The organism is Duganella sp. CF402 (assembly GCF_900109645.1).
GTDB lineage: Bacteria > Pseudomonadota > Gammaproteobacteria > Burkholderiales > Burkholderiaceae_D > Rugamonas.
The window spans coordinates 657,037-679,653 of the sequence record NZ_FOBG01000001.1; the positions used below are offsets into that span (position 1 = coordinate 657,037).

General features: G+C 62.4%; 24 protein-coding genes. 14 read left to right on the top strand and 10 right to left on the bottom strand.

The features are described from left to right. The first annotated feature begins 119 nt into the window (after positions 1–119). From BMZ70_RS03045 to BMZ70_RS03055, 3 genes are read left to right on the top strand one after another with little or no spacing between them, the layout of a single operon-like run. Positions 120–737: a glycoside hydrolase domain-containing protein gene (locus tag BMZ70_RS03045; protein ID WP_092269731.1), complete on the top strand. Its 618-nt coding sequence runs from the start codon at positions 120–122 to the stop codon at positions 735–737. Between the two features lie 2 nt (positions 738–739). Further along, the gene (locus tag BMZ70_RS03050) at positions 740–1,027 is read left to right on the top strand and encodes a hypothetical protein (protein WP_092269733.1); all 288 of its coding nucleotides are present in this window, start codon (positions 740–742) and stop codon (positions 1,025–1,027) included. Positions 1,028–1,048: 21 nt separating this feature from the next. Then, entirely contained in the window at positions 1,049–2,203 is a 1,155-nt protein-coding gene (locus tag BMZ70_RS03055; RefSeq protein ID WP_092269736.1) for an acyltransferase family protein, read from the top strand. Here BMZ70_RS03055 and BMZ70_RS03060 read toward each other — a convergent pair. The 3 genes from BMZ70_RS03060 to BMZ70_RS03070 all read right to left on the bottom strand — a co-directional run bounded on the left by BMZ70_RS03060 (position 2,166) and on the right by BMZ70_RS03070 (position 4,354). Continuing rightward, positions 2,166–2,630, bottom strand: coding sequence for a hypothetical protein (locus BMZ70_RS03060; protein WP_092269738.1), 465 nt, complete (start codon positions 2,628–2,630; stop codon positions 2,166–2,168). The two genes, BMZ70_RS03055 and BMZ70_RS03060, sit on opposite strands and share 38 nt — an antisense overlap. 240 nt (positions 2,631–2,870) lie before the next feature. Beyond that, entirely contained in the window at positions 2,871–3,740 is an 870-nt protein-coding gene (locus tag BMZ70_RS03065) for a pirin family protein (protein ID WP_092269741.1), read from the bottom strand. 14 nt (positions 3,741–3,754) lie between these two features. Beyond that, positions 3,755–4,354, bottom strand: coding sequence for an FMN-dependent NADH-azoreductase (locus tag BMZ70_RS03070; RefSeq protein ID WP_092269744.1), 600 nt, complete (start codon positions 4,352–4,354; stop codon positions 3,755–3,757). 117 nt (positions 4,355–4,471) lie between these two features. Here BMZ70_RS03070 and BMZ70_RS03075 point away from each other — a divergent pair, with 117 nt between their 5' ends. Beyond that, on the top strand, positions 4,472–5,380 hold the full coding sequence (locus BMZ70_RS03075; RefSeq protein ID WP_092269746.1) for a LysR family transcriptional regulator: 909 nt from the start codon (positions 4,472–4,474) through the stop codon (positions 5,378–5,380). On the opposite strand, the gene asd is transcribed toward BMZ70_RS03075, so the two are convergent. Further along, the gene (gene asd, locus BMZ70_RS03080) at positions 5,373–6,218 is read right to left on the bottom strand and encodes an archaetidylserine decarboxylase (RefSeq protein WP_092277476.1); all 846 of its coding nucleotides are present in this window, start codon (positions 6,216–6,218) and stop codon (positions 5,373–5,375) included. The genes BMZ70_RS03075 and asd overlap by 8 nt on opposite strands. 159 nt (positions 6,219–6,377) lie before the next feature. On the opposite strand from asd, the gene BMZ70_RS03085 reads away from it, so the two are divergent. The 7 genes from BMZ70_RS03085 to BMZ70_RS03115 all read left to right on the top strand — a co-directional run bounded on the left by BMZ70_RS03085 (position 6,378) and on the right by BMZ70_RS03115 (position 14,493). After that, positions 6,378–8,579 (top strand): TonB-dependent receptor plug domain-containing protein, encoded by a 2,202-nt coding sequence (locus tag BMZ70_RS03085; protein WP_092269749.1) that lies wholly within the window; start codon positions 6,378–6,380, stop codon positions 8,577–8,579. A gap of 18 nt (positions 8,580–8,597) precedes the next feature. Continuing rightward, entirely contained in the window at positions 8,598–8,942 is a 345-nt protein-coding gene (locus BMZ70_RS03090) for a translin family protein (RefSeq protein WP_229205268.1), read from the top strand. Further along, complete coding sequence (locus BMZ70_RS03095) at positions 8,939–11,209, top strand: GAF domain-containing protein (protein ID WP_092269752.1); 2,271 nt, start codon at positions 8,939–8,941, stop codon at positions 11,207–11,209. The genes BMZ70_RS03090 and BMZ70_RS03095 overlap by 4 nt, the downstream gene beginning before the upstream one ends. Beyond that, positions 11,210–12,124, top strand: coding sequence for a LysR family transcriptional regulator (locus BMZ70_RS03100; RefSeq protein WP_092269755.1), 915 nt, complete (start codon positions 11,210–11,212; stop codon positions 12,122–12,124). Positions 12,125–12,235: 111 nt separating this feature from the next. Then, positions 12,236–12,526, top strand: coding sequence for an H-NS histone family protein (locus tag BMZ70_RS03105; protein ID WP_092269757.1), 291 nt, complete (start codon positions 12,236–12,238; stop codon positions 12,524–12,526). Positions 12,527–12,743: 217 nt separating this feature from the next. Continuing rightward, on the top strand, positions 12,744–13,838 hold the full coding sequence (locus BMZ70_RS03110) for a metal-dependent hydrolase family protein (RefSeq protein WP_229205269.1): 1,095 nt from the start codon (positions 12,744–12,746) through the stop codon (positions 13,836–13,838). A 34-nt stretch (positions 13,839–13,872) separates the two neighbouring features. Continuing rightward, positions 13,873–14,493 (top strand): LON peptidase substrate-binding domain-containing protein, encoded by a 621-nt coding sequence (locus BMZ70_RS03115; RefSeq protein ID WP_092269762.1) that lies wholly within the window; start codon positions 13,873–13,875, stop codon positions 14,491–14,493. A gap of 1 nt (position 14,494) precedes the next feature. On the opposite strand, the gene BMZ70_RS03120 is transcribed toward BMZ70_RS03115, so the two are convergent. The 3 genes from BMZ70_RS03120 to trpS form a co-directional block, all read right to left on the bottom strand. Next, positions 14,495–15,454 (bottom strand): DMT family transporter, encoded by a 960-nt coding sequence (locus BMZ70_RS03120; RefSeq protein WP_092269764.1) that lies wholly within the window; start codon positions 15,452–15,454, stop codon positions 14,495–14,497. Between the two features lie 11 nt (positions 15,455–15,465). After that, positions 15,466–15,696: a DUF1294 domain-containing protein gene (locus BMZ70_RS03125; protein WP_229205270.1), complete on the bottom strand. Its 231-nt coding sequence runs from the start codon at positions 15,694–15,696 to the stop codon at positions 15,466–15,468. 62 nt (positions 15,697–15,758) lie between these two features. Beyond that, positions 15,759–16,808 carry a tryptophan--tRNA ligase gene (gene trpS / locus BMZ70_RS03130; RefSeq protein WP_092269770.1) on the bottom strand — a complete coding sequence of 350 codons (1,050 nt, stop codon included), beginning with the start codon at positions 16,806–16,808 and terminating at the stop codon, positions 15,759–15,761. Between the two features lie 251 nt (positions 16,809–17,059). Between trpS and BMZ70_RS03135 the strand changes: the two genes are divergently transcribed. Both BMZ70_RS03135 and BMZ70_RS03140 read left to right on the top strand, forming a co-directional pair. Then, positions 17,060–17,299, top strand: a complete 240-nt coding sequence (locus BMZ70_RS03135) for a CCDC90 family protein (protein ID WP_092269773.1) — start codon at positions 17,060–17,062, stop codon at positions 17,297–17,299. A 41-nt stretch (positions 17,300–17,340) separates the two neighbouring features. Continuing rightward, on the top strand, positions 17,341–19,209 hold the full coding sequence (locus tag BMZ70_RS03140) for a CocE/NonD family hydrolase (RefSeq protein ID WP_092269776.1): 1,869 nt from the start codon (positions 17,341–17,343) through the stop codon (positions 19,207–19,209). A 6-nt stretch (positions 19,210–19,215) separates the two neighbouring features. Here the strand turns inward: BMZ70_RS03140 and BMZ70_RS03145 are convergent, their stop codons facing one another. Genes BMZ70_RS03145 through BMZ70_RS03155 form a run of 3 tightly spaced genes read right to left on the bottom strand, consistent with a single transcriptional unit; the run spans position 19,216 to position 21,900 of the window. Further along, positions 19,216–20,007 carry a substrate-binding periplasmic protein gene (locus BMZ70_RS03145; RefSeq protein ID WP_092269779.1) on the bottom strand — a complete coding sequence of 264 codons (792 nt, stop codon included), beginning with the start codon at positions 20,005–20,007 and terminating at the stop codon, positions 19,216–19,218. Beyond that, positions 20,004–21,224 (bottom strand): TCR/Tet family MFS transporter, encoded by a 1,221-nt coding sequence (locus tag BMZ70_RS03150; RefSeq protein ID WP_092269782.1) that lies wholly within the window; start codon positions 21,222–21,224, stop codon positions 20,004–20,006. The genes BMZ70_RS03145 and BMZ70_RS03150 overlap by 4 nt, the downstream gene beginning before the upstream one ends. 16 nt (positions 21,225–21,240) lie before the next feature. After that, positions 21,241–21,900 carry an HD domain-containing protein gene (locus BMZ70_RS03155; protein ID WP_092269785.1) on the bottom strand — a complete coding sequence of 220 codons (660 nt, stop codon included), beginning with the start codon at positions 21,898–21,900 and terminating at the stop codon, positions 21,241–21,243. A 197-nt stretch (positions 21,901–22,097) separates the two neighbouring features. Here BMZ70_RS03155 and BMZ70_RS03160 point away from each other — a divergent pair, with 197 nt between their 5' ends. Next, positions 22,098–22,592 (top strand): chemotaxis protein CheW, encoded by a 495-nt coding sequence (locus BMZ70_RS03160; RefSeq protein ID WP_092269788.1) that lies wholly within the window; start codon positions 22,098–22,100, stop codon positions 22,590–22,592. Positions 22,593–22,617: the final 25 nt, after the last annotated feature.

The window sequence follows — 22,617 nt, forward strand, 5'->3', positions numbered from 1 at the left end:
GGCTTAGGTTCCGGAAGGTTTTCGGAAGGCCCGCTTGGCGACGCTTCGGTAAAGTTATTGCGAGGAAAATATTAACATTATCCCGTTACAAATAGTTAGACAATGACCACGGAGTTTCAATGACCGTTTTAACCGGCGTCCAGGCACCATTTGAATTGACTCAGTACGCCATCGCGATCAAGCAGCAGGGGATCGATTTTGTGATTCGGCACTACAGCCACCAGTCCGGCAAGAGCCTGTCGCTGGCCGAGGCGCGCGCGCTGACCGACGCCGGGTTGCAGATCGGCGTGCTGTGGGAGGGGCCGGACATGCAGCTTGGCTACTACAGCCGGGCCCAGGGCTGCGCCGATGGCGCGGCGGCTTACCTGATGGCGCAGTCGGTGATCGCCCAGCCTTCCGGCTCGGTGATTTACTTTGCCGTGCCGGATGCGGCCGCGCCGGACGGCGCAGCCGTCCGCTACTTCGCGGGCGTCAACCAGGCCTTCGGCGCCGCCGCGCCGGGCGAGCGGCAGTATCAGGTCGGTGTCTACGGTTCGGCCGCCATTTGCGAGGCGATGCTGGCGCACGGGCTGGCCACGCTAAGCTGGCTGGGCGAAGACGGCGAGCAGGCCTACGACGGCTACAGCCTGCGCCAGCGGCGCGGCGCAGTGCTGCCGGTGGACGACGGACAGCGCATCAGCGTGGGGATGTTGTGCAATAGTCCGGGGCGTCCGGCCGGCCTGTTCCGGGTGCTGTGACGATGAATATCTGCTTTACCGAGACGCCGTCGCGCAAGACGGTCAAGCCGTCACGCACGGTTTTCCTGAACAATACGGGGCACGATCTGACCCTCCACTTTGTCACCGCGCCGGATCTGCAACTGGCCGCGTACACCATCAGCCCCGGCGTCAGCGCGGCGATAGACCGCATCCGGCTGGGGCCGACGGAGTATTTTTCCTGCCACAGCCAGAACGTCGCCATCCCCGGCGATTGCACGGCGGTGCTGACCATCGCCAACAGCGTGCTGACCATGAGCATTTCAGGTTGATGTTCTGCTATCATCCGGCCCATGAATCCCACGCTCACCGGCCGCAACTACGGCCTCGACACCTTGCGGGCGCTGGCCATTGTGCTGGTGTTTACCAACCACTACATGATCTTCGTCAGCGGCGGGCCGACGTTTGGCTGGGTGAGCGAGATCGGCTGGGCCGGCGTCGACCTGTTCTTCGCGCTGAGCGGCTATTTGATCGGCAATCAGATCTTGACTGGCATCCGCAAGGAGCAGGCGGGCACAGGGCGCTTCTCGCTGGCGCGGTTTTATGCGCGCCGCCTGCTGCGCACTTTGCCGAACTTTTACGTGGTGCTGGCGCTGTATGCCTTGTGGCCGGCCATGCGCGGCACCAGTTCGATGCCGCCGCTGTGGCAGTTCCTGACCTTTACACAGAATGTCGACCTCAAGCCGGGGACGGCGTTTTCGCACGCATGGTCGCTGTGCGTGGAAGAGCAGTTCTACTTCCTGCTGCCGGCGCTGGCCTTGCTGATTGCGATGCTGCGCAAGTCGCTGGTGTGGGCTTGGGCGGCGGTATTAGCCGCACTGGTCGCGGGCATGGTCACCCGCAGCACCCTCTGGAGCGGGCTGACCGAGGCGGAACTGGGCAACGGGATTTACTACACGAAGATCTATTACGCCTCGTGGTGCCGTTTCGATGAACTGGTATGCGGTGTAGCGGTGGCGCTGCTGAAGAATTATCACGCTGGCGCCTGGACGCGCGTGACTTCGTTCGGCAACTGGACACTGGCGGCCGGCGCTGCTTTGCTGGCGCTGAGCTGGAACCTGCTGCTGGAAGATCACTACGGCTACGCGATGACAGTCTACGGCTATCCGCTGCTGGGCCTGAGCTACAGCCTGCTGCTGGTGGCGGCGCTGAGTTCTGGCTCGCTGCTGCAGCGCTGGCGCGTGCCGGGTGCGGCCAGCCTGGCATTGTGGTCCTACGCCATCTACCTGACCCACAAGCAGTTGTGCGTGCTGCTGCGCGCGCCGTTGCTGGAGCAGGGCTGGGGGCCGGAAAGCTGGCAGGCGCTGGTCATCATGAGCGCGGCCAGCGCCTTGGTGGGCTGGCTGCTGTACTGGCTGGTCGAGACGCCGTTCATGAAACTGCGCGACCGCTACGTGCCATCCAACTTTGCTAGTTCATCTCAATCACATCGAACGGTGACTGCGTAGAGCCGAGGAAGGCCATCACCGCGCGGGCGCGATCGCCGGGATCGTGGTCGCGGGTGGAGTCCACCACGCTGCGCAGGCCGGGGATGATCTCGCTGATGTGCGGGCTTGCGTAGGCTTGTACCAGCAGCACCGCCAGCTCGGTGGCGCGGCCGCGATTATTGCGCATGCGTTCTTCCAGCACTGCCAACAGCGCGCGCTGCATGCGCGGCGTCGGGTTGACGATATAGCCGAACACCAGCGGCGTATTGCTGATCGCATCGCACAAACGGCGCTCAATATCATCCGGCTTCACATCGGAAGCAATATCGAAATACGCGCCATTCCAGCGCGTGCGTTCATACGGGTGACCTGGCGGGAAAGAGTCCGCCGTCTCAAAGCCAAGAATGTGGCTCAGGCGGCGCAGCCATTTAAGTAGAGTTTCCATCATCCCGGCATTTTATCCTCAGATTCGTGAGATCGCTCAATCGACCCTCGGCTTACTCTGGATATGCTTCCTGAACCGCTGCTGTTTAATTTTCAGCTGCGTAAGCAGGTTCGCGGTTTGCTGGCGGAGCGCGAGCGTAAGACTGCGCGAAAAAAAGGGCCGGGGGTAGCCCGGCCCAAGTAGGGAGAGTGTATTCGGCAGCCGCAGGCGCGGGCGGTCCCCGCCTGCTGGCTGTTGTAACTTTTACGCCTGGGCTTCTTCGCCCAGTTTGCCGGCGCGGAAATCTTCCACGGCAGCGAAGATTTCGGCTTGGGTATTCATCACGAACGGTCCGTATTGCGCGATCGGCTCGTTCAGCGGCTGGCCGGCGATCAGGATGAAGCGGCTGGCCTCATCGGTGCTGACGATCACCCCATCTGAACCCTTGGTGTTGGCCAGAATCGCCATGCGGCCCGTCGCCACTGCCTTGCCGTCCACATTCACCGATCCACGATAGGTAAAGATGAAGGCGTTGTGACCTTCCGGCAGCACCTGGCTGAAGCTGGCGCCAGCTGGCAGGTGCACGTCGAGGTACAGCGGTTCGGTGACTTCGCGCTGCACCGCGCCGTCCACGCCGTGGCTGCGGCCTGCAATGACCTTCACCTTCGCGCCTTCGGCGGTTTCGAACACTGGCACGTCGGCGCCGTTGAAGTCGCGGTACCACGGGTCACGCAGCTTGTCCTTGGCCGGCAGGTTGAGCCACAGCTGGAAGCCTTCCATCACGCCGTCTTCCTGCTCCGGCATTTCGGAGTGGATCACGCCACGGCCGGCGGTCATCCACTGCACGCCGCCGTTGGTCAGCAGGCCTTCGTTGCCGGCGCTGTCTTTGTGGCGCATGCGGCCTTCGATCATGTAGGTCACCGTCTCGAAACCGCGATGCGGGTGGCTAGGGAAACCGGCGATGTAATCGTTGGCCTGATCGCTGCCGAAGTTATCCAGCATCAGGAACGGGTCGAGGCGGCGTTGCAGCGTCTGGGTCAGGACACGGTTGATCTTCACGCCCGCGCCGTCCATGACGGCCTGGCCGGTGATGATGCGCTCCACGCTGCGTGCGGTGTTTACTTGATCGGTCATGTCCTTCTCCTTTTTTAAACCAGAATGGAGTTGATTTCTGCTTCTGCCTCGGCTTGCGCTTTGGCTACTGCTTCCGGACCCATGCCCAGGCCTTCGGCGAATACGTACTGCACATCGGTCAGGCCGACAAAGCCCAGGAAAGTCTTGATGTGCGCCAGTTGGGTGTCGCTGGGGCCGTCGCGGTGGATGCCGCCACGCGACAGGGTTACGTAGACTTTTTTGCCGGTCAGCAGGCCGACCGGGCCGGTTGGGCCGTACTTGAAGGTCACACCGGCGCGGGCAATCGCGTCGAACCAGGTTTTCAGCTGGGCGGTGATACCGAAGTTGTAGGTCGGCGCGCCGATCACGATCACGTCGGCCGCTTGCACTTGGGCGATCAGGGCGTCGTCCAGTGCCACGCGGGCAGCTTGTTCGGCGCTGCGCTGGTCAGCCGGGGTGAACAGGGCCTGCAGGGCAGGCTCGTCCAGCACCGGGTGTGGATCAGCGGCCAGGTCGCGGCGGGTTACTTGGGCGCCGGCGTTGGCGGCGGTGATTTTGGCGACCAGTGCATCAGCCAGACGGGTCGATTCGGAACCGGTGCTACGGGCGCTGGAATTGATTTGCAGGATGTTCATGGTGTTACTCCTTGTGTTTGGTTGAGTGCTGCGTCGATGGAGTAACTTTAATCGTTTCAAATACGATGCGGAAGCCGTTAAAATGGATAACATTAATCCACTGATGGAACAATCAATATGGAAATCGATCCCGGCGACCTGCTTTTGTTTGCCCGCATCGTCGAATGCGGCAGTTTCAGCCTGGCGGCGGAGCGGGTGCAACTGCCCAAGTCCACCGTCTCACGGCGCATCACGCTACTGGAAGGCAAACTCGGTGAACGCCTGCTCCAGCGCACCACGCGCAAGCTGGTGCTGACCGAATTCGGCGCCAGCCTGCTGGAGCATGCGCGCAAGGTGGCCGACGAGACCGAGGCGGCCGGGGCGCTGGCCCAGCACCGGCAGGGTGCGCCGAGCGGTTTATTAAGGGTATCGATGCCGGCCGACTTCGCCAACGTGGCGATGAGCGAGGTGCTGGCGCAGTTCATGGACCGTTATCCGGCCATTTCGCTGGAGCTGGACTTATCGCCGCGCAGGGTGGATCTGGTGGCGGAAGGCTACGATCTGGCAATCCGCATGGGCAATTTGCCGGACGACGCCACGCTGGCGGCGCGGCGCATCACCTTCAGTTCGCTGGCGCTGTATGCCTCGCCCAAGTACACCAACTTCCGTGGCTTGCCCGAGCATCCGGATGATTTGTTCAAGCATGATCTGCTGAGCTTGCCTCCGCGCCTGAATGGCTTGATCCGCTGGCATCTGCTGCGCGGGAAAACGTCGTGGGAGCGCGAGCTGCCGGTGCGGCTGCTGGCCAATTCGCCGGAACTGCTGGTGCGCATGGCGGCCACCGGCATCGGCATCGGCGCGTCGACCGAGGCGATTGCGCGGCCTTATGTGCAAACGGGGGAGTTGGTGCGGGTGCTGCCCGAGTGGGGCTTCCCGCAGGTGACGGGTTGGGCGGTGTTCCCGGGACGGCGGCTGATGCCGGCCAAGACCCGGGTCTTCATCGATATGCTGGAAGCGGCCTTTGCGGGCCAGGATGGACTTACTTGAGCTGTGCCATTTCCTCGCCCAGCTGCACCGGACCGGCAGGCTGCCAGGCCGGGTTGAACTTCAGCACATCCTTCTGGAACAGCATCACCACGGTGGAACCGAGCAGGAAGCGGCCCAGTTCATCGCCTTTTTTCAGCACGATGTTTTGGTCGTCGTATTTCCATTCGGTGACTTGCGCCAGGCGCGGCGGGTTGACCACGCCGTGCCATACGGTGGCCATGCTGCCGACGATGGTGGCGCCGACCAGCGTCATCACGAACGGGCCGTGGGCGGTGTCGAACACGCACACCACGCGCTCGTTGCGGGCGAACAGACCGGGAATGCCGCGCGCGGTGGTCGGGTTGACCGAGAACAGCTCGCCTGGCACGTAAATCATGCGCGTCAGCTTGCCGTCGATCGGCATGTGGATGCGGTGGTAGTCGCGCGGGCTAAGGTAGAGGTTGGCGAAGCTGCCGTGCTGGAATTGCGCGGCCAGTTGGGCGTCGCCGCCGACCAGCGCGGTGGTGCTGAATTTGTGGCCCTTGGCCTGGAAAATCTGGTCGTCTTCAATGTTGCCGAACTGGCTGATGCGGCCGTCGACCGGGCAGATGTAGGCGGCGTCGGCCAGCGGGCGGGCGTCGGGGCGCAGGGCGCGGGTGAAGAACTCGTTAAAGGTCTTGTAATTGGCGATATTCGGATCGAGCGCCTCGTCCATATTGACGTTGTAGCGGCCGACGAACCAGCGGATCAAGCCAGTCGTATATTTACCGGCCTTGGCGCCGGCGACACGGCCGGCGAAATTGGTCAGCGCGCTCTTCGGGAGCAAATATTGCGGCAAAACGGCAAGACGATCGGACACGATAGCAAATCCATACAAATTAGCGATCGCGCATTATAGCGCCCGACTCCGGGGTCAGGTCCCCCATTTCAGCATGAGCTTGTGTAGAAATGGGGGACCTGACCCCGGAGTTGGGGCATAATTGCTAAATTAACTCATCCTACAACTTGCCAAATACGTATGACGCCGATTCGTGTGATGCCTGTCGCTGTGCTTTCCGTTTGTGTAGCCGCCGGGACGGCGCGTGCCGAGGTGGAGAAGCCCAAGCAGGAGGAAATGCAGCAGGTGGAGATCAAGGGCTCCGCCGCCAAATATGATGCGCGCCGCGATGATACCGCTAGCAAGACCGTGGTCAACGCCGAGGAAATCCAGAAATATGGCGATACCTCGGTCAACGACGTGCTCAAGCGCCTGCCCGGGATTACCATCGGCGGCGCGGCCGGTCGCGGCGGCGGCGAGATCCGCATGCGCGGCCTCGGCGCCGGCTACACCCAGATCCTGATCAACGGCGAACGCGCCCCGGCCGGTTTCTCCATCGACAGCCTGGCCCCGGATGTGATCGAGCGCATCGAAGTGCTGCGCGCCGCCAGCGCGGAGTTCAGCACCCAGTCCATCGCCGGCACCATCAATATCGTGCTGAAGAAGTCGCTCAAGCCGGCCCAGCGCGAGCTGAAAGTCAGCTACGCCACGGGCAGCAAGGGCACCACGCCCAGCGCCAGCCTGCAGATGTCGGACAAGGACGGCAGCATCTCGTATTCCTTCGGCGCCAACGCATGGCACTTCGAGTACGACCGCATGACGCCAACCTGGGAAAACGGCACCAACGCCGAGGGTACGCCGAACCTGTCGCGCGCCTCGACCTGGGATGACCACGGCCACGGCGACGGTTTCAATCTCTCGCCGCGCATCAACTGGCTGCTGGACAACGGCGACACGCTCACCTCGCAAACCTTCTTCAACTGGAACCGCTTCGCCAGCAGCAGCCACGGCCGTACCCAAACCGAATTCGGCGCCGCGCCCGACTACGACCGCACCGACAACACCTACAGCAACCACAACGCCTTCGGCCGCACCGACCTGAACTGGGTGCACAAGCTGGGCGATGGCGCCAAGCTGGATCTCAAGGCCGCCGTCAGCGAAGCGCGCAACAGCGCCGATTCGCTGCAACTGGCGGGCAGCCGTGGCTTGCCGCCCAACTTGTACCGTACCGTGACCTCGGCCAGCAGCGAGCAGGGTTTCAGTACGCAAGGCAAATTCTCGACCCCATACGCCTTCAGCAAAGCGGCCGAGGGCGAGCCGGAAGCCACCGAGCATGCGTTGTCAATGGGCTGGGACGCCGGGGTGACCCAGCGCGATGACGTGCGCGTCCAGCACGACGCCGATTTGCCGGGCAGCTCGCCGATGAACAGCGACGAGGGCTTCAGCGCCAAGGTCACGCGGCTGGCGCTGTACGGCCAGGACGAGTGGAACATCACGCCGCGCTGGTCGATCTACACCGGCCTGCGCTGGGAAGGCCTGGACACCCGCGCCGACGGCGGCAGCATCGACGCTGTGCAAAACCGCTCCAGCGTGTTCAGCCCGCTGATGCAGACGCTGTTCAAGCTGCCGAACAAGAAGGATCAGCTGCGCCTGGCGCTGACCCGTACCTACAAGGCGCCATCGACCGCCGCCCTGATTCCGCGCAAATTCACCTCGATCAATAACAGTCCGACCGATCCCGACCGTCGAGGCAATCCCAACCTGAAGCCCGAGCTGGCGCTGGGGCTGGATGCGTCGTTCGAGCATTACTGGGGCGACGGCGGCCTGTTGAGCGCCAGCGCGTCGGTGCGCCGGATCGAGAATTACACGCACCAGGGCCTGCTCTACGAAGACCAGCGCTGGTTCTCGACCGCCATCAACGATGGCCGCGCCGAAACCCGGGGCATCGAACTGGAAGCCAAGTTCCCGGCCCGCGCCATCATCGACCATGCACCGAACCTTGACCTGCGTGCCAGCATCAGCCGCAACTGGTCGCGCGTCGACAGCGTGCCCGGCCCGGACAACCGCCTCGACCAGCAAGTGCCGCTGAGCGCCACCCTCGGCATCGACTACAAAACGCCCGACGGCCAGATGAGCACCGGCAGCAATTTCAGCTTCCGCAACGGCGGCCTGGCGCGCCTGAGCGGCACGCAGGGCGGCTACACCTCGGTGCGCCGCGACCTCGACGTCTACGCGCTGTGGAAGCTCGATCCGCAAAACAACCTGCGGGTGGCGGTATCCAACCTGTTGGCCCAGGACTACACCACTGAAAGCCTGTACAACGACGCCAACGGCTCGCTCAACCGCACCACTGTGGCGGGCGGCGAAGCCCAGCTGCGGGTAACGGTAGAGACACGCTTCTGAGGGTGGTATCATGCTCTGGTGAAAACACCGGACGCCACCGATAATTTTCAGACCGACGACGCCAGCCTGCGCCTGGCGCTGGCCGAGGTGCGCGATTTGCAGCGCACCGTGGCGGCCTTGCGCTCCGAACTGGAACGGGCGCACAGCGAGCGCCAGCGGCAGGTGCAGGACGCCGTCTCGGCCGCGCAGGGCGATATCCTGCAACTGCGCGACACTATCGTGGCGCTGCGCACCAGTCTTGAGAAAGCGGCACAGGAGCGCATCGACGCGACGCAAGCCGCCTCCGCCGCCCACCATGCCGAAATCGCCCAGCTGCACGACACCATCCGCGCGATGCGCGACGCGCTGGAGGCCAAGGCATGACCGCCGCCGACCAGCCCGCACTCCACGCCCAGCGCAAGCGCTTGCGCCAGGTGGAGCTGCTGCTGGAAGTCTCGCGCCGCATGGCCGCGTATGACACGCTGGACGAAATCCTCACCGCGCTGGTGGAAGTCACCACCGAAGAACTCGATGCCGAACGCGGCACGCTGTTCCTCAACGATGCCGAAACCGGCGAGCTGTTTTCCCGCGTCGCCCAGGGCAATATCCAGCGCGAAATCCGCTTCCTCAACCACACCGGCATTGCCGGCCACGTGTTCACCACCGGCGAGCCGGTCATCATTGCCGACGCCTACGCCGATGCGCGCTTCAACCGGTCGATCGACGAGCAGACCGGCTTCGTCACGCGCAACATCCTGTGCGTGCCGATCAAGACCTTCAAGGGCGAGATCATCGGCGTGTCGCAGACGCTGAATAAGCGGCGCGGCAAGTTCACCCGCAATGACCTGCAATTGCTGGAAGCGCTCACCACGCAAGGCACGCTGGCGCTGCAGAGCGCGCGCTTCCTTGAAAGCATGAAGAAGATCCGCCGCCAGGAGATGGAGTTCATCGACGTGGTGTCCGAGGTCACGGCCGATATCAAGCTCGGCTCGCTGCTGCAAAAGGTGATGGGCGAGGCCACGCGCCTGCTCAACGCCGAGCGCTCGACGCTGTTCCTCAACGATGAGAAGACCGGCGAGCTGTGGTCTGAAGTGGGGCAGGGGCTGGAGTCGCTGCAGATCCGGCTGCCCAACAGCGCCGGCATTGCGGGCGCGGTGTTCACGTCGGGGAAGACCATCAACATTCCGTACGCTTACGCCGACCTGCGCTTCAATCCGGCATTCGACAAGAAGACCGGCTACTTCACGCGCTCGATTTTGTGTGTGCCGATCGTGAACAAAGCCGGCAAGATCATCGGCGTGACGCAGGTGCTGAACAAACGCGGCGGCCCGTTCAGCGCCGAGGATGAATCGCGGCTGCGCGCCTTCACCGCGCAAATTTCGATCGCGCTGGAAAACGCCAAGCTGTTTGCCGATGTCCAGCAGATCAAGAACTACAACGAGGCCATGCTGGAATCCATGTCCAACGGCGTGATTACGCTGGACAGCCAGGAAAAAATCGTCACCTGCAACGAGGCCGGGCAACGCATCTTGCGCGCCCAGGGTACGGTCATCGTCGGTCAGCAGGCGGGCGAGTTCTTCGGCGCGGCCAATACCTGGATCATGGACCGGCTGCGGCAGGTGGAAGTCAACGAATCGGCCGAGCACCTGATGGACGTCGAGCTGGTGCTGGGCGACGAGAAGCGTTCGGTCAACCTCAGCGTGCAGCCGCTGCTGTCGATGGAAAAAAAGCGCATCGGCTGGATGCTGATGATCGAGGATATTTCGAGCGAGAAGCGGCTGCGCTCCACCATGTCGCGCTACATGGACCCCGGCATCGCCGACCAGATGGTGGCCAACGGCGCCGAAATGCTGGGCGGTAAAAACGTGCTGGCCACGGTGCTGTTCTCCGATATTCGCAGCTTCACCACCATCACCGAGCAGCTCGGCGCGCAGGGCACGGTCACCATGCTCAACGAATACTTCACGCTGATGGTCGATTGCATCCAGCGCGAAGAAGGCATGCTCGACAAGTTCATTGGCGACGCCATCATGGCCGCGTTCGGCATCCCGGTCGGCCACGAGGACGACCCGGACCGCGCAGTGCGCACCGCCATCGCGATGGTCAATGAGCTGCGCAACTGGAACCAGCTGCGGGCCGGGGAGGGCAAGCCGCCGGTGGAGATCGGCATCGGGCTGAACACCGACCTGGTGGTGTCCGGGAATATCGGCTCCAAGAAGCGCATGGACTACACCATCATCGGCGACGGCGTGAACCTGGCGGCGCGGCTGGAATCAGCCTGCAAGCAGTACGGCGCGCGCATCCTGATCAGCGAATTCACCTACCGGGCGCTGCGCGGCACCTACCGTACGCGCGAGGTCGATATCGTGGTGGTCAAGGGCAAGACCAAGCCGGTGTCGATCTACGAGGTGCTCGACTATCACACCGAGGACAGTTATCCCGGGTTGCAGGAGGCGATGGGTCTGTTCCGCAACGGACTGCAAAGCTACCGCAAGCGCAACTGGAACGCCGCCTGCAAGCTGTTCGAGGAAGTGCAGGCGCTGAATCCGAACGATCAGGTGGCGGAGCTGTACGTGGACCGCTGCCGCCACATGGCGGTCAATCCGCCGCCGGCCGATTGGGACGGCACATTTATTATGGAATCGAAGTGAATGAAGATACCCCGGAGTACGCTGGAACAATGGCAGGTGCTGCAAGCGATCGTCGAGTGCGGTGGCTATGCCCAGGCGGCGGAAGCCTTGCATCGCAGTCAGTCCTCGGTCAGCTACATGGTGGCCAAGCTGCAGGAACAGCTGGGTGTGGAATTGCTGGAGATCGACGGCCGCCGTGCGCGGCTGACCAAAAACGGCGAAGCCTTGCTGGCCAAGGCGCGCGAACTGCTGGGAGACGCCTTCCAGCTGGAACAATTGGCCGGCAGCCTGGTCGAGGGCTGGGAGCCTCAGGTCAGCATCGCGGTCGACAGCCTGTTTCCGGTGGAACTGCTGGTGCAGGTGCTGCGCGATTTCGAACCGTGGGCCAAGCATACGCGGGTCAACCTGGAAGAAACGATTTTGTCCGGCTCCGAGGACGCGCTGCTGGAGAAACGGGTGGACCTGGCGATAGTCAGCACCATTCCCAATGGTTTTCTAGGCGACGCGCTGATGGATATTGAATTTGTCGCTGTGGCCCATCCCTGCCATCCGCTGCATGCGTTGGGGCGGGAATTGGAAACCGATGATTTAAGCCGCAACTTGCATATCGTGGTGCGCGATTCCGGTACCAACCCGCGCGATCACGGCTGGTGGTTGAATAGCAGCCAGCGCTGGACTGTCACCAGTCCGCATACTCGGATGGAAATGATTTGTAATGGAATCGGCTTTGGCTGGCTGGCCACCCACAAAATCCAAAAACAATTAGAGGAAGGTTTGCTCAAGCCCTTGCCATTGCGCGTGGGGCAGCGGCGCAAACTCTCCTTATCGCTGGTGGTGACGAATCCGGAATTAGCCGGACCGGCGGCCTGCCGATTGGCGAATTTAATCCGCAAGGTAGTGGTAGATGGAATACAGCGGCGCCCTTTGTGTGAATGAGTGGTAGAAAATATTCATTTTTATCGCTATATTGGGATATAGCTAGAGTGCGGCCGCCAAATTATGGTAAATTGCGCGTATCAAATAACCCCTCGCGATGAAGGAATTAAGATGACGACTTACCAGGAATACAAAGCGAAGATCGCTGAACTGGAAAATCTGGCCGAATCCGCCCGTAAAAACGAAGTTACGCAGGCTAAAGAGAAAATCTTCACCATCATGCGTGAATACGGCCTGACGGTTGCGGATCTGGGCGGCGTGGCCAAGGTAAAAACGTCGAAACCGCGCGCGCCGGTGCCAACCAAGTACCGCGACGACACCACCGGCGAGACCTGGACCGGCCGTGGCCGCGCGCCGAAATGGCTCGAAGGCAAGAACAAAGACGATTATCTGATTAAGTAATTTTCTTTTCAATGCCGGGCAGGCGGAGTTTATATTGAAGCGTAATCGACTTGCAGTATTAATCTCCGTCTTAATCGGCATATTCTCTCCTGCGGCGCACGCCGCAGACACCCTGTTAAGCCCCGCGCGGGTGTGGACTGGCGAGGGCCAGCCGCATACCAATTGGTCGGTGCTTATCAGCGGCAACAAGATCGCCGCCGTCGGGCCGGCCGATAAAATGAATATCCCTGCGGGCGCCGAGCGTATCAACCTGCCGGACGCCACCCTGATTCCCGGTTTAATGGATTTGCACTCGCATGTGCTGCTCCATCCATATAACGAAACCACGTGGGATGACCAGGTCTTAAAGGAATCGGTCGAATACCGGACTTTGCTGGCAGGCCGCCACGCCGCTGCGACTTTACGCGCGGGATTTACCACGCTGCGCGATCTCGGCACCGAAGGCGCCTTGTATGCCGACGTCGCCATTAAAAAAGCGATTAATGACGGCGTGATACCGGGGCCGCGATTATTTATTGCCACCCGGGCGATTGTCGCCAGCGGCAGTTATGGCCCGTCGCCGCGCAGTTATCGCGCCGATGTGGATTTGCCGAAAGGCGCGCAGGAGGCCAGCGGCGTCGACGAGGTCGTAAAAGCGGTGCGCGAGCAGGGCGCGCGCGGCGCCGACTGGATCAAGGTCTACGCCGACTATCGCACCGGTCCTGACGGCAGCGCCCACGCCACCTTCTCGCAAGCGGAACTGAACGCGCTGGTGCAAGCGGCGCATGAATCGGGCCGCAAGGTCGCGGCCCACGCCAGCACCGACGAGGGCATGCGCCGCTCGGCCTTGGCCGGCGTCGACACCATCGAGCACGGCTACGGCGGCAGCGAGGCCACCTTCAAGCTGATGGCCGAGCGCCATGTGGCTTATTTCCCGACCCTGACCGCTCCCGAAGCCACCAGCGAATATTTCCAGAAGCATCAGCGTGGCGGCGCGCCAACCCCGTCCATGCAAGCGGCGGCGCGCGCCTTCCAGCTGGCGCGCAAACTGGGCGTCAGCATCGGCAACGGCAGCGATGTCGGCGTGTTTGCACATGGCGACAATGCGCGTGAGCTGGAGTGGATGGTCAAGCTGGGCATGACGCCGCTGGAGGCCTTGCGCGCCGCCACCGTGGTCAACGCGGCGGTGCTTGGACAGCCTGCATTGGGGCAGCTGCGGGAAGGCTATCTGGCGGACGTGGTCGCGGTGCAGGGCGATCCCACGCAAGATATTTCAGTCTTGCGAAAAGTGCAAATGGTCATAAAAGACGGAACGATTTTCATTCGACCATGAACCGGGGTCAGGCATTTCGTGAGATCATAGCGAAATGCCATCAATCCCTCTTTTTCCGCTGAAAACGATTCTGTTCCCTGACGGCCATTTGCCGTTACAGGTGTTTGAAGTGCGCTATCTCGACCTGGTCAAGCGCTGCATCGCCAAGGGTGAAGAGTTCGGCGTGGTCTCGCTGCTGGACGGCAGCGAAGTGCGCGTCCCCGATCAACACGAAACCCTGTCCGGCTGCGGCACGATGGCGCGTATCCTCGACTGGAGCGCGCCGCTGCCGGGCCTGCTGCAAATCTCCTGCATCGGCACCACGCGCTTCCAGGTCAAGACGGCCGAGCAGCTCAAGCATGGCTTGTGGATGGCCGAGGTGGAGGAGGTGGCGGAGGATATGGTGGTGCCCATCCCGACCGAGCAGCAGGACGTGGCCAACGCGCTGGGCGCGCTGATCCGCTCGCTGCAGAAGAAGCAGATCTCGACCGCCAATATGTCGCTGGCGCCGCCGTATCGGTTGGACGAGGCCGGCTGGGTGGCGAACCGCTGGTGCGAATTGCTGCGGCTCGATATCGAAGAGAAGCAGCGCCTGCTATTGCAGGAAAATCCGGTGCTGCGGCTGGAGCTGATCCAGGATGTGCTGAGCGAGAGCGGCCTGCTCGATAATCACTAAATCAATCGGCGTGCGCTTCGCTCGGATCATCGAGTGCGTGCACGCGCACCGACCACATCACACCCGCAATCAATAACGCCACGGCGGCAATTTCCAGCGCGCGCGGCAACTGCTGCTTGTAGATGAAACCGTACAGCAGCGCGAACAGCGTTTCGAACAGGATCAGCTGGCCGGACAAGGTCAGCGGCACCTTGCGGCTGGCCACGTTCCACAGGTGGTTGCCGATCACCGAGGCGCCCAGTGCCAGCAGCGCGTTGACGATCCAGAACACGGTCCAGTCGCGGCCGCTGGCAACTGCTGCGGCGCCGGTCACGTCGCCGTGGAAGATGGCCAGCGCCACCAGCGCAATCACCATCGCGATCAGACCGCTGGAAATACCGTACAGCGACGACCACTCGCCGCTGCTGAAGTGCGGATTGCGTTTCAGGTAGCGCGCGTTATCGACCGAGTACCAGGTCCAGCAGGCCAGCGCGCCGGCGGCGCACAGCACGCCCAGCAGCTTGGCGTTGAACGGCATGCCGTTGCCGACGTCGTGCGTGAACACATCGATGTTGATGCAGGCGATACCGGCCGCCACCAGCAGCAGCGGCAACACCAACTGCCTGAGCGGCACCGAGCCATGATCCTTGTGGCCCATCAGCGTGACGGAAATCGGCAGCACGCCGATGATCAGAGAGGTGGCGGCCACGCCGGCCAGTTTCACGCCCAGCGCAAGCAGCATGTAGTAGACGATGTTACCGGCCAGCGCGTGCTTGATCATGGCGATGACGTCGTCGCGGTCGAGCCGGCGCAGCAGCGGCGCCAGGCGCGTGCCCATCAGGCTGGCGGCGATCAGGCCGTAGGCGATGTAGCGGCCGCAGGCCATTTCCAGCGGCGTGAAGGCGCTCAGGAACACCGGCGTAATGAACACCATGCCCCACATGGCGCCCGCCAGCAAACCACACAACACGCCGTGCCACATCGTTGAAGTCCTCAGTAGAGTGTGCAAAGCCACCATATCGCCGCCACGTTGGCGACGGCGCTGCACCAGAAAGCGATTTGAAACGAAGTCTTGACCGTTTTATGCCGCAGCGCCTGCTGCGCCAGCCAGCCGCCCGGCCAGCCGCAGCACAGGCCCAGCAGCAGCAAGGTGCGCTCGGAAATGCGGCGGCGCTGGTGGATTGCCGCCGATTTGTCGATGGCGTAGGCGATGAAGCAGGCCACGCTGGCGACGCCGTAGAACGACGCCAGCCACAGCCAGGTCAGCGCCGGCGGCAGCTGCTGGTTCAGAAGTAGCTCAGGCCGAGGGCGGCCTTGACTTCATCGGCGGTCTGGGCCGCCACTTCGCGTGCGCGCATGGTGCCTTCTTTCAGCATCTGCATGATGTAGCCCTTGTCCTGCGCCAGCTCTTCGCGGCGGGCGCGGATCGGCGCCAGCATTTCCTGCAGCACCAGTTCCAGGCGTTTCTTGACGATGGAATCGCCCAGGCCGCCGCGCACGTAGTGGGCTTTCATTTCTTCCAGCTTGTCCTTTTCAGGATCGAAGGCATCCAGGTAGATGAAGGCAACGTTGCCTTCCAGGTGGCCCGGATCTTCCACGCGCAGGTGCAGCGGGTCGGTGTAGACCTTCTTCACGGCGGCGGTGATTTCGGCGGCGCTGGCGCCCAGGTTGATGGTGTTGCCCAGCGACTTGCTCATCTTGGCTTTGCCGTCGATGCCCGGCAGGCGGCCGATGTCCGGCACCAGCGCCTTGCACTCGACCAGGATGTTCTTGTCGGCGATGCGGTTGAAGCGGCGCACGATTTCGTTGGTCTGTTCGATCATCGGGATCTGGTCTTCGCCGACCGGCACCAGCGTGGCCTTGAAGGCCGAGATGTCGGCCGCCTGTGAGGCAGGGTAGGTCAGGAAGCCGGCCGGGATGTCGCGCTCGAAGCCGCGCAGGGCGATTTCGGTTTTCACGGTCGGGTTGCGCTCGAGGCGGGCTACGGTGACCATGTTCAGGTAGTAGAAGGTCAGCTCGGCCAGCTCGGGAATCTGCGACTGGATCAGGATGGTCGACTTGGCCGGGTCGATGCCGACTGCCAGGTAGTCCAGTGCCACTTCGACCACGTTGCGGTGCACCTTGTTGGTGTCGTCCATGTTGTCGGTCAGCGCTTGCGAGTCGGCCAGCATGATGAATTGCTTGAACTGGTGCTGGTACTCGACGCGGTTGCGCAGGCTGCCGACGTAGTGGCCGAGGTGCAGCGGGCCGGTCGGGCGGTCGCCGGTCAGGATGATTTGCGGACCTTTAGGTGCGACGGCGACGGCTTCGGTGTTGGACTGTTCAGGCAGACTCATCAGGGTTCCTTGGGATTGCTAGGTTTTGCCCCGGTCTGGATGTAAAAACGCCACCAGACGAGGGCGGCGTTGATAAAAATATCACATCACTATTGGGAAAGTGGCCGCTCGCGCTAGGAGCGGCGCCAATACATGCAGGCGTGAAGTGGGGCAGAAAAAATCATGGCCGTATGGTTGCAGTTCGTGGCCGGTCTGTCAAGGTGGGGAACTCTCCGGCGCGGCAGGCGGTCTAAGCTTAAAAGGAGAATAATATGGCTAACAACTTCAATATGGTGGCATTCATGGACGCACTGGTGGAAGGTGGATTTAGCGAACGGCAGGCCAAGGCGCTGGCGTTGGCGCTATTTGAGGTCATTGACAGTCACTTGGTCACGAAAGACCATTTGGACATGCGTTTGGCGCAATTGAAATCCGAGATGATTCAATGGATGGTCGGCCTTTTGCTAGCTCAATCAGGCGTCATCGCTGTGCTCTTTAAACTCCTGCATTAATGGTACTATTGCTCCATTGGAAACTTTCCGTTGGAGTCGATATGCGTCGTAGCGTTGTTGCCGCCTTGCTTGCTTTTTCTTTCCCTGCCTTCGCGCAGACGCCGGCGATGGCGCCGGATATTCCGGCCAAGTTCGATACCGTCATCCCCAACGCCGACTACATCAAGCGCGATGTCATGATCCCGATGCGCGACGGCGTCAAGCTGCACACCGTGATCGTGATCCCGAAAGACGCCCAGCGCGCGCCCATCGTCCTCTCCCGCACCCCCTACAACGCCAGCGGCCGCGCCAGCCGCTACAACAGCCCCAGCATCGCCGCCACGGTCGGGCAGGGCGATGAAACGATGGTCGGCGAAGGCTACATCCGCGTGTTCCAGGACGTGCGCGGCAAGTACGGCTCCGAGGGCGACTATGTGATGACCCGCCCGCTGATCGGTCCGCTCAACGCCACCCGCACCGATCACGCCACCGACGCCTGGGATACCATCGACTGGCTGGTCAAGAATGTCCCCGAGTCGAACGGCAAGGTCGGCATGATCGGTTCCTCCTACGAAGGCTTCACCGTGCTGATGGCGCTGACCGACCCGCACCCAGCCCTCAAAGTGGCCGTGCCCATGAGCCCGATGGTCGACGGCTGGCGCGGCGATGACTGGTTCCACAACGGCGCCTTCCGCATGCCCAACCTCGGCTACATTGCCGGCCAGACCGGCGCCAAGAGCGGCGGCAAGTCGCTGGCCACCGGCGTTTATGACGATTACGAAGGCATCCTGCGCGCCGGTTCAGTCTCGGCCTACGCCGCCAGGTTCGGCCTCGACCAGCTGAACTTCACCAAAAAATTGTTTGAACATCCGGCCTACGACAGCTACTGGCAGCACCAGGCGCTGGACAAGATCCTCGCCAAGAAACAGCTGAAAGTACCGACCATGACCGTGGTTGGCTACTGGGACCAGGAAGACATCTACGGCGCCTACGCCGTCTACGACGTGCTGGAACCGAAGGACACCGCCAACAACAAGAACTTCCTGGTGGTCGGCCCGTGGCGCCACAGCGGCGTCAACTACGAAGGATCCGGTCTCGGCGTGTTCAAGTTCACCGGCGACACCGCGCTGGAATTCCGCCGCGACTACATGCAGCCTTTCCTCGACCAATACCTGAAGGATGGCGCACCGGTCGCCGACACGCCGCCGGTGCTGTTCTACCAGACCGGCGTCAATCGCTGGCAGAAGCTGCCGAAATGGCCGTTGGCGCAGCAGCTGAAACCGATCTACCTGCAGAACGGCTTCAAGCTCGGCTTCGACGCCCCGCAAGAGGGTTACGATGAATACGTGTCCGACCCGGCCAAGCCGGTGCCGTTCGTGCCGCGTCCGGTGCGCATGGGCGATGGCAATGTGTGGAAGCCGTGGCTGGTGAGCGACCAGCGCGCCGTGTCCGACCGCACCGACGTGCTCACCTACGTCACCGAACCGCTGAAATCCAAGGTGCAGATCGCCGGCCAGACGATGGTCAACCTGCTGGCCTCCACCAGCGGCACCGATGCCGACTGGGTGGTGAAGCTGATCGACGTGTATCCGGACGAAGTGCCGTCGCAGCCGGAACTGGGCGGCTACCAGCTGGCCATCGCGATGGATATTTTCCGTGGCCGCTACCGCAACAGCCTGGAAACGCCGTCGCCGATTCCGGCCAACGAAGTGCAGCGCTACCGCTTTGCGCTGCCGAACGCCAATCACGTGTTCCTGCCGGGCCACCGCATCATGGTGCAGGTGCAGTCGAGCTGGTTCCCGCTGTACGACCGCAATCCGCAAACCTATGTGCCGAATATCTTCTACGCCAAGCCTGCCGATTTCCAGAAGGCCACGCTGAAGGTGTTCCACAACAGCGCGCTGGAATTGCCGGTGGTGGAAGCCAGATAAAGTGGGTTAGCGCGGACGCACGCTGTCGTTCAGCACGTCCGCGCGGAAGTAGTGCAGATAGCCGTCCATCACCTGGTTCGACTTGCCAGCTTTTTCCAGCGCCTCGCGGATGGTCGCCATGTCCTCCGGCTTGAGCGCATTGGACAGATAGGCGCCGCTGTGGTGCCACGGCAGTTCGGGGATGGCTTCGGTCTTCAGCTTGTCCTGCAGGCCGTGCACGCGAGCATCGCGGCGGATGGCGCCGGCCATCAGCGTCGGTCCCATGATGGTGAGGTCGGCCGAGCCGGCATGCAGCAGGCGCGCGATCCCCACCACATCCACCTCCACGAACAGGCGGCCTTGCTTTTGCAGCTCGTCGATCAGCGCGGTGTACGCCTCGCCGTAGTCGAAGCCGCGTACCACGGCCACCCGCAGTTCCTTGCGCGCCAGCAGATCCTGCGCGCTGGTGATGGGCGCGCGGCCGTTGCTCACCGAGATCAGCATGGCGCGATGGTTAATCATCGGCACGAAGATGCCGAACTTGTCGCGCGCCGGCGTGCGCGATGCCGGCACCAGCACGTCCGCCGTGCCGGCGCTGAACATCGCCACCTGGCGCGCGCGCGGCACCACCGTGAACACGAACTGACAGCCGGCCTTGGGGCCGATGGCGCGCAGCAGGTCGGGATAAATGCCTTTCACCGTCAAGCCTTCGACGATGACGCTGGCGCCGTTGGCCGACACCGGCGCGTTAATCTCGCGCGAGCAGCCGGCCGCCGCGTTTTGTGCGACGAGGGCCGCAAACAGCCACGCCAGCTTCATGCTTGCACCGCGTGCTTGCTGAAGTAGCGCTGCGCCACGAAGATGGCCAGCGTCTGCATCACGGCGCACAGGTAGAAGGTGCTGCCGATGCGCCAGTCGGTGGACGCCAAGTGGCTGACTTCGCCCAAAATGGCGGAGCCCAGCAGCGGCATGAAGATCACGCCCACGCTGCTGATCGATTGCAGCGATCCCATCAACTCGCCTTGCTCGTTGGGCGGCGTCTCTTTGGAAATGATGCTTTGCAGGGCAGGGCCGATGGCAAACGACAGCACGTTGCACAGGATGAGCACATACATCATCCAGCCCTGCGTGGCGAGGCCGTACAGCAGATAGGTGATCGCGCCCGACACCATGCCCAGCACCGACAGCCGCACTTCGCCGAAGCGCTTGATGAGCACCCCGAGCAGGCCGGCCTGCACCACCGCCGCCGTCAGGCCGACGCAGAACAACGCCGCGCCATTCTGGCCCGGCGTCCAGTTGAAGCGGAAGGTGGTGTACAGCACCCAGGTGGTTTGCAGCATCATGGCGGCCAGCGTGACCAGCGTGTAGGTCACCACCAGGCCACGAATATCGGTACGGCGCGCCAGCTTGGCCAGCGCGCCCAGCGGATTCAGCTTGGCCAGTTGCAGCGGTGCGCGGCGCCCCTGCGGCAGCGATTCCGGCACGATGAAATAGCCGTAAATCAGATTGGCGACCGACAGCGCGCCGGCCACGTAGAACGGCAGGTGCAGGTCCACCGTGCCCAGCAGGCCGCCCAGCATTGGGCCGCAGATGAAGCCGAGGCCGAATGCGGCGCCAACCTTGCCGAAGCTCTTGGCGCGGTTGTCGGGTGTCGAAATATCCGAAGCATAGGCCGAGGCCACCGACATGCTGGCCGAGGACATGCCGCCGATCACGCGGCCGATGAACAGGCAAGCCAGGTTGGGCGCCCAGGCGGTGGTGAAGAAGTTGATCGCCATGCCGGCCATCGAATACAGCAGCACCGGGCGGCGGCCAATGCGGTCGCTGATCGCGCCCAGCATGGGCATGAACAGAAATTGCATCAGGCCGAAGGTGGCGCTCATCACGCCATACCAATACGCTTGATTCTCGCGCGTGCCGGTGAATTCGCCCACCAGCACCGGCAGCACCGGCACGATCAGCCCGATGCCGAGCATGTCGATAAATACGCAAATCAGTACAAAATTCAGGTTGCCAGCAGCTACAGGTTTGCTCATGGGTACTCGATATTCGTTACGGCGCGGCCGGGCTCGCAGCCCATTCGGCGATAAAGGTGTCGCGGAAGGCGATCAGTTCGTTCAGCCGGGTTTCGGCCAAGCGACGGCCGGCAGCGGTCTGCATCTTGCCGGGCAGGGTGGCCAGCTTGGTGTCGATGTGGTCCAGCGCGTAGGCCTTGTCGTTCAGATCGCGGTGCAATGCCATCGGATCGTCCGGGTGCGCCAGCGCCGAATCCATGCGGCCGGCGGTGTAGAACAGCCGCGCCAGCCCGACCGCGCCCAGCGCGTCCAGCCGGTCGGCATCCTGCACGATCTTGGCTTCGATGGTTTCCGGGCGGATGCCGGCCGAAAAACTGTGGGTTTCGATGGCGTGCGCCACGGCGGCCAGCTTATTCGGCGGGAAGTCCAGCTCGGCCAGCTGGCGGCTGGCCAGCCGCGCGGCCTGGCGCGAGGCGAGGTGGCGCTCGGGATGATTCTTGGGCAGGTTGACCAGATCGTGGAGATAGCATCCTGCCAACACGATCAACGGGTCGGCTTCGGGATAATCGTCCAGCAGCAGGCTGGCGTTACGCCAGACGCGGTGCAGGTGATTGGTGTCGTGCGCGCCGTCTATCCCTTGGGCTGCGTTAGCCAAAGCGACCAGGCGTGGGTGCCAGCTGTTGAGCAAGCTATTCATCGTTCTCCCTGAGTGTCGACGATTTTTGTCAGATCATACAGGCTCGCGCCGGGCTTGTGCAGGGGAATCAAGGTAGCCGAAATAATAATCTGATTCTTGCAATAAGTTTATTTATTGCTGTGACGCATTTATTTGCTGCATTGGAACTTTACTTGGGGTAACATTACGCCAATCACTTTATCTATGAAGGAAAAACCATGTCTAACGTAAGCGAGCTGCACGCCGCGTCGTCGGTTGGCGCCGAGTATCTGGCCTTTACCCTGGGCCAGGAAGAGTACGGCATCGATATTCAAAAAGTCGGCGAGATCCGCAGCTATGAAGCGCCGACCCGCATCGCCAATGCGCCGGACTTCGTCAAGGGCGTGGTCAACCTGCGCGGCATCATCGTGCCGATCGTCGACATGCGCATCAAGTTCAACCTGGGTACTCCGACCTATGACCAGTTCACCGTGGTCATCATCCTCAACATCGGCCACCGCGTGGTGGGCATGGTGGTGGACCGCGTGTCGGACGTGACCACGCTGCTGCCGGACCAGATCAAGCCGACCCCGGAAATCGGTTCGGCCCTGAACACCGAACACATCGTCGGCCTGGGCACCATCGAAGACCGCATGCTGATCCTGGTCGATATCGACAAGCTGATGTCGAGCGCGGACATGGGGCTGATCGAGACCACCGCACTCGCCGCATAAATTCACGCCGGGCAGGCCCCGATGC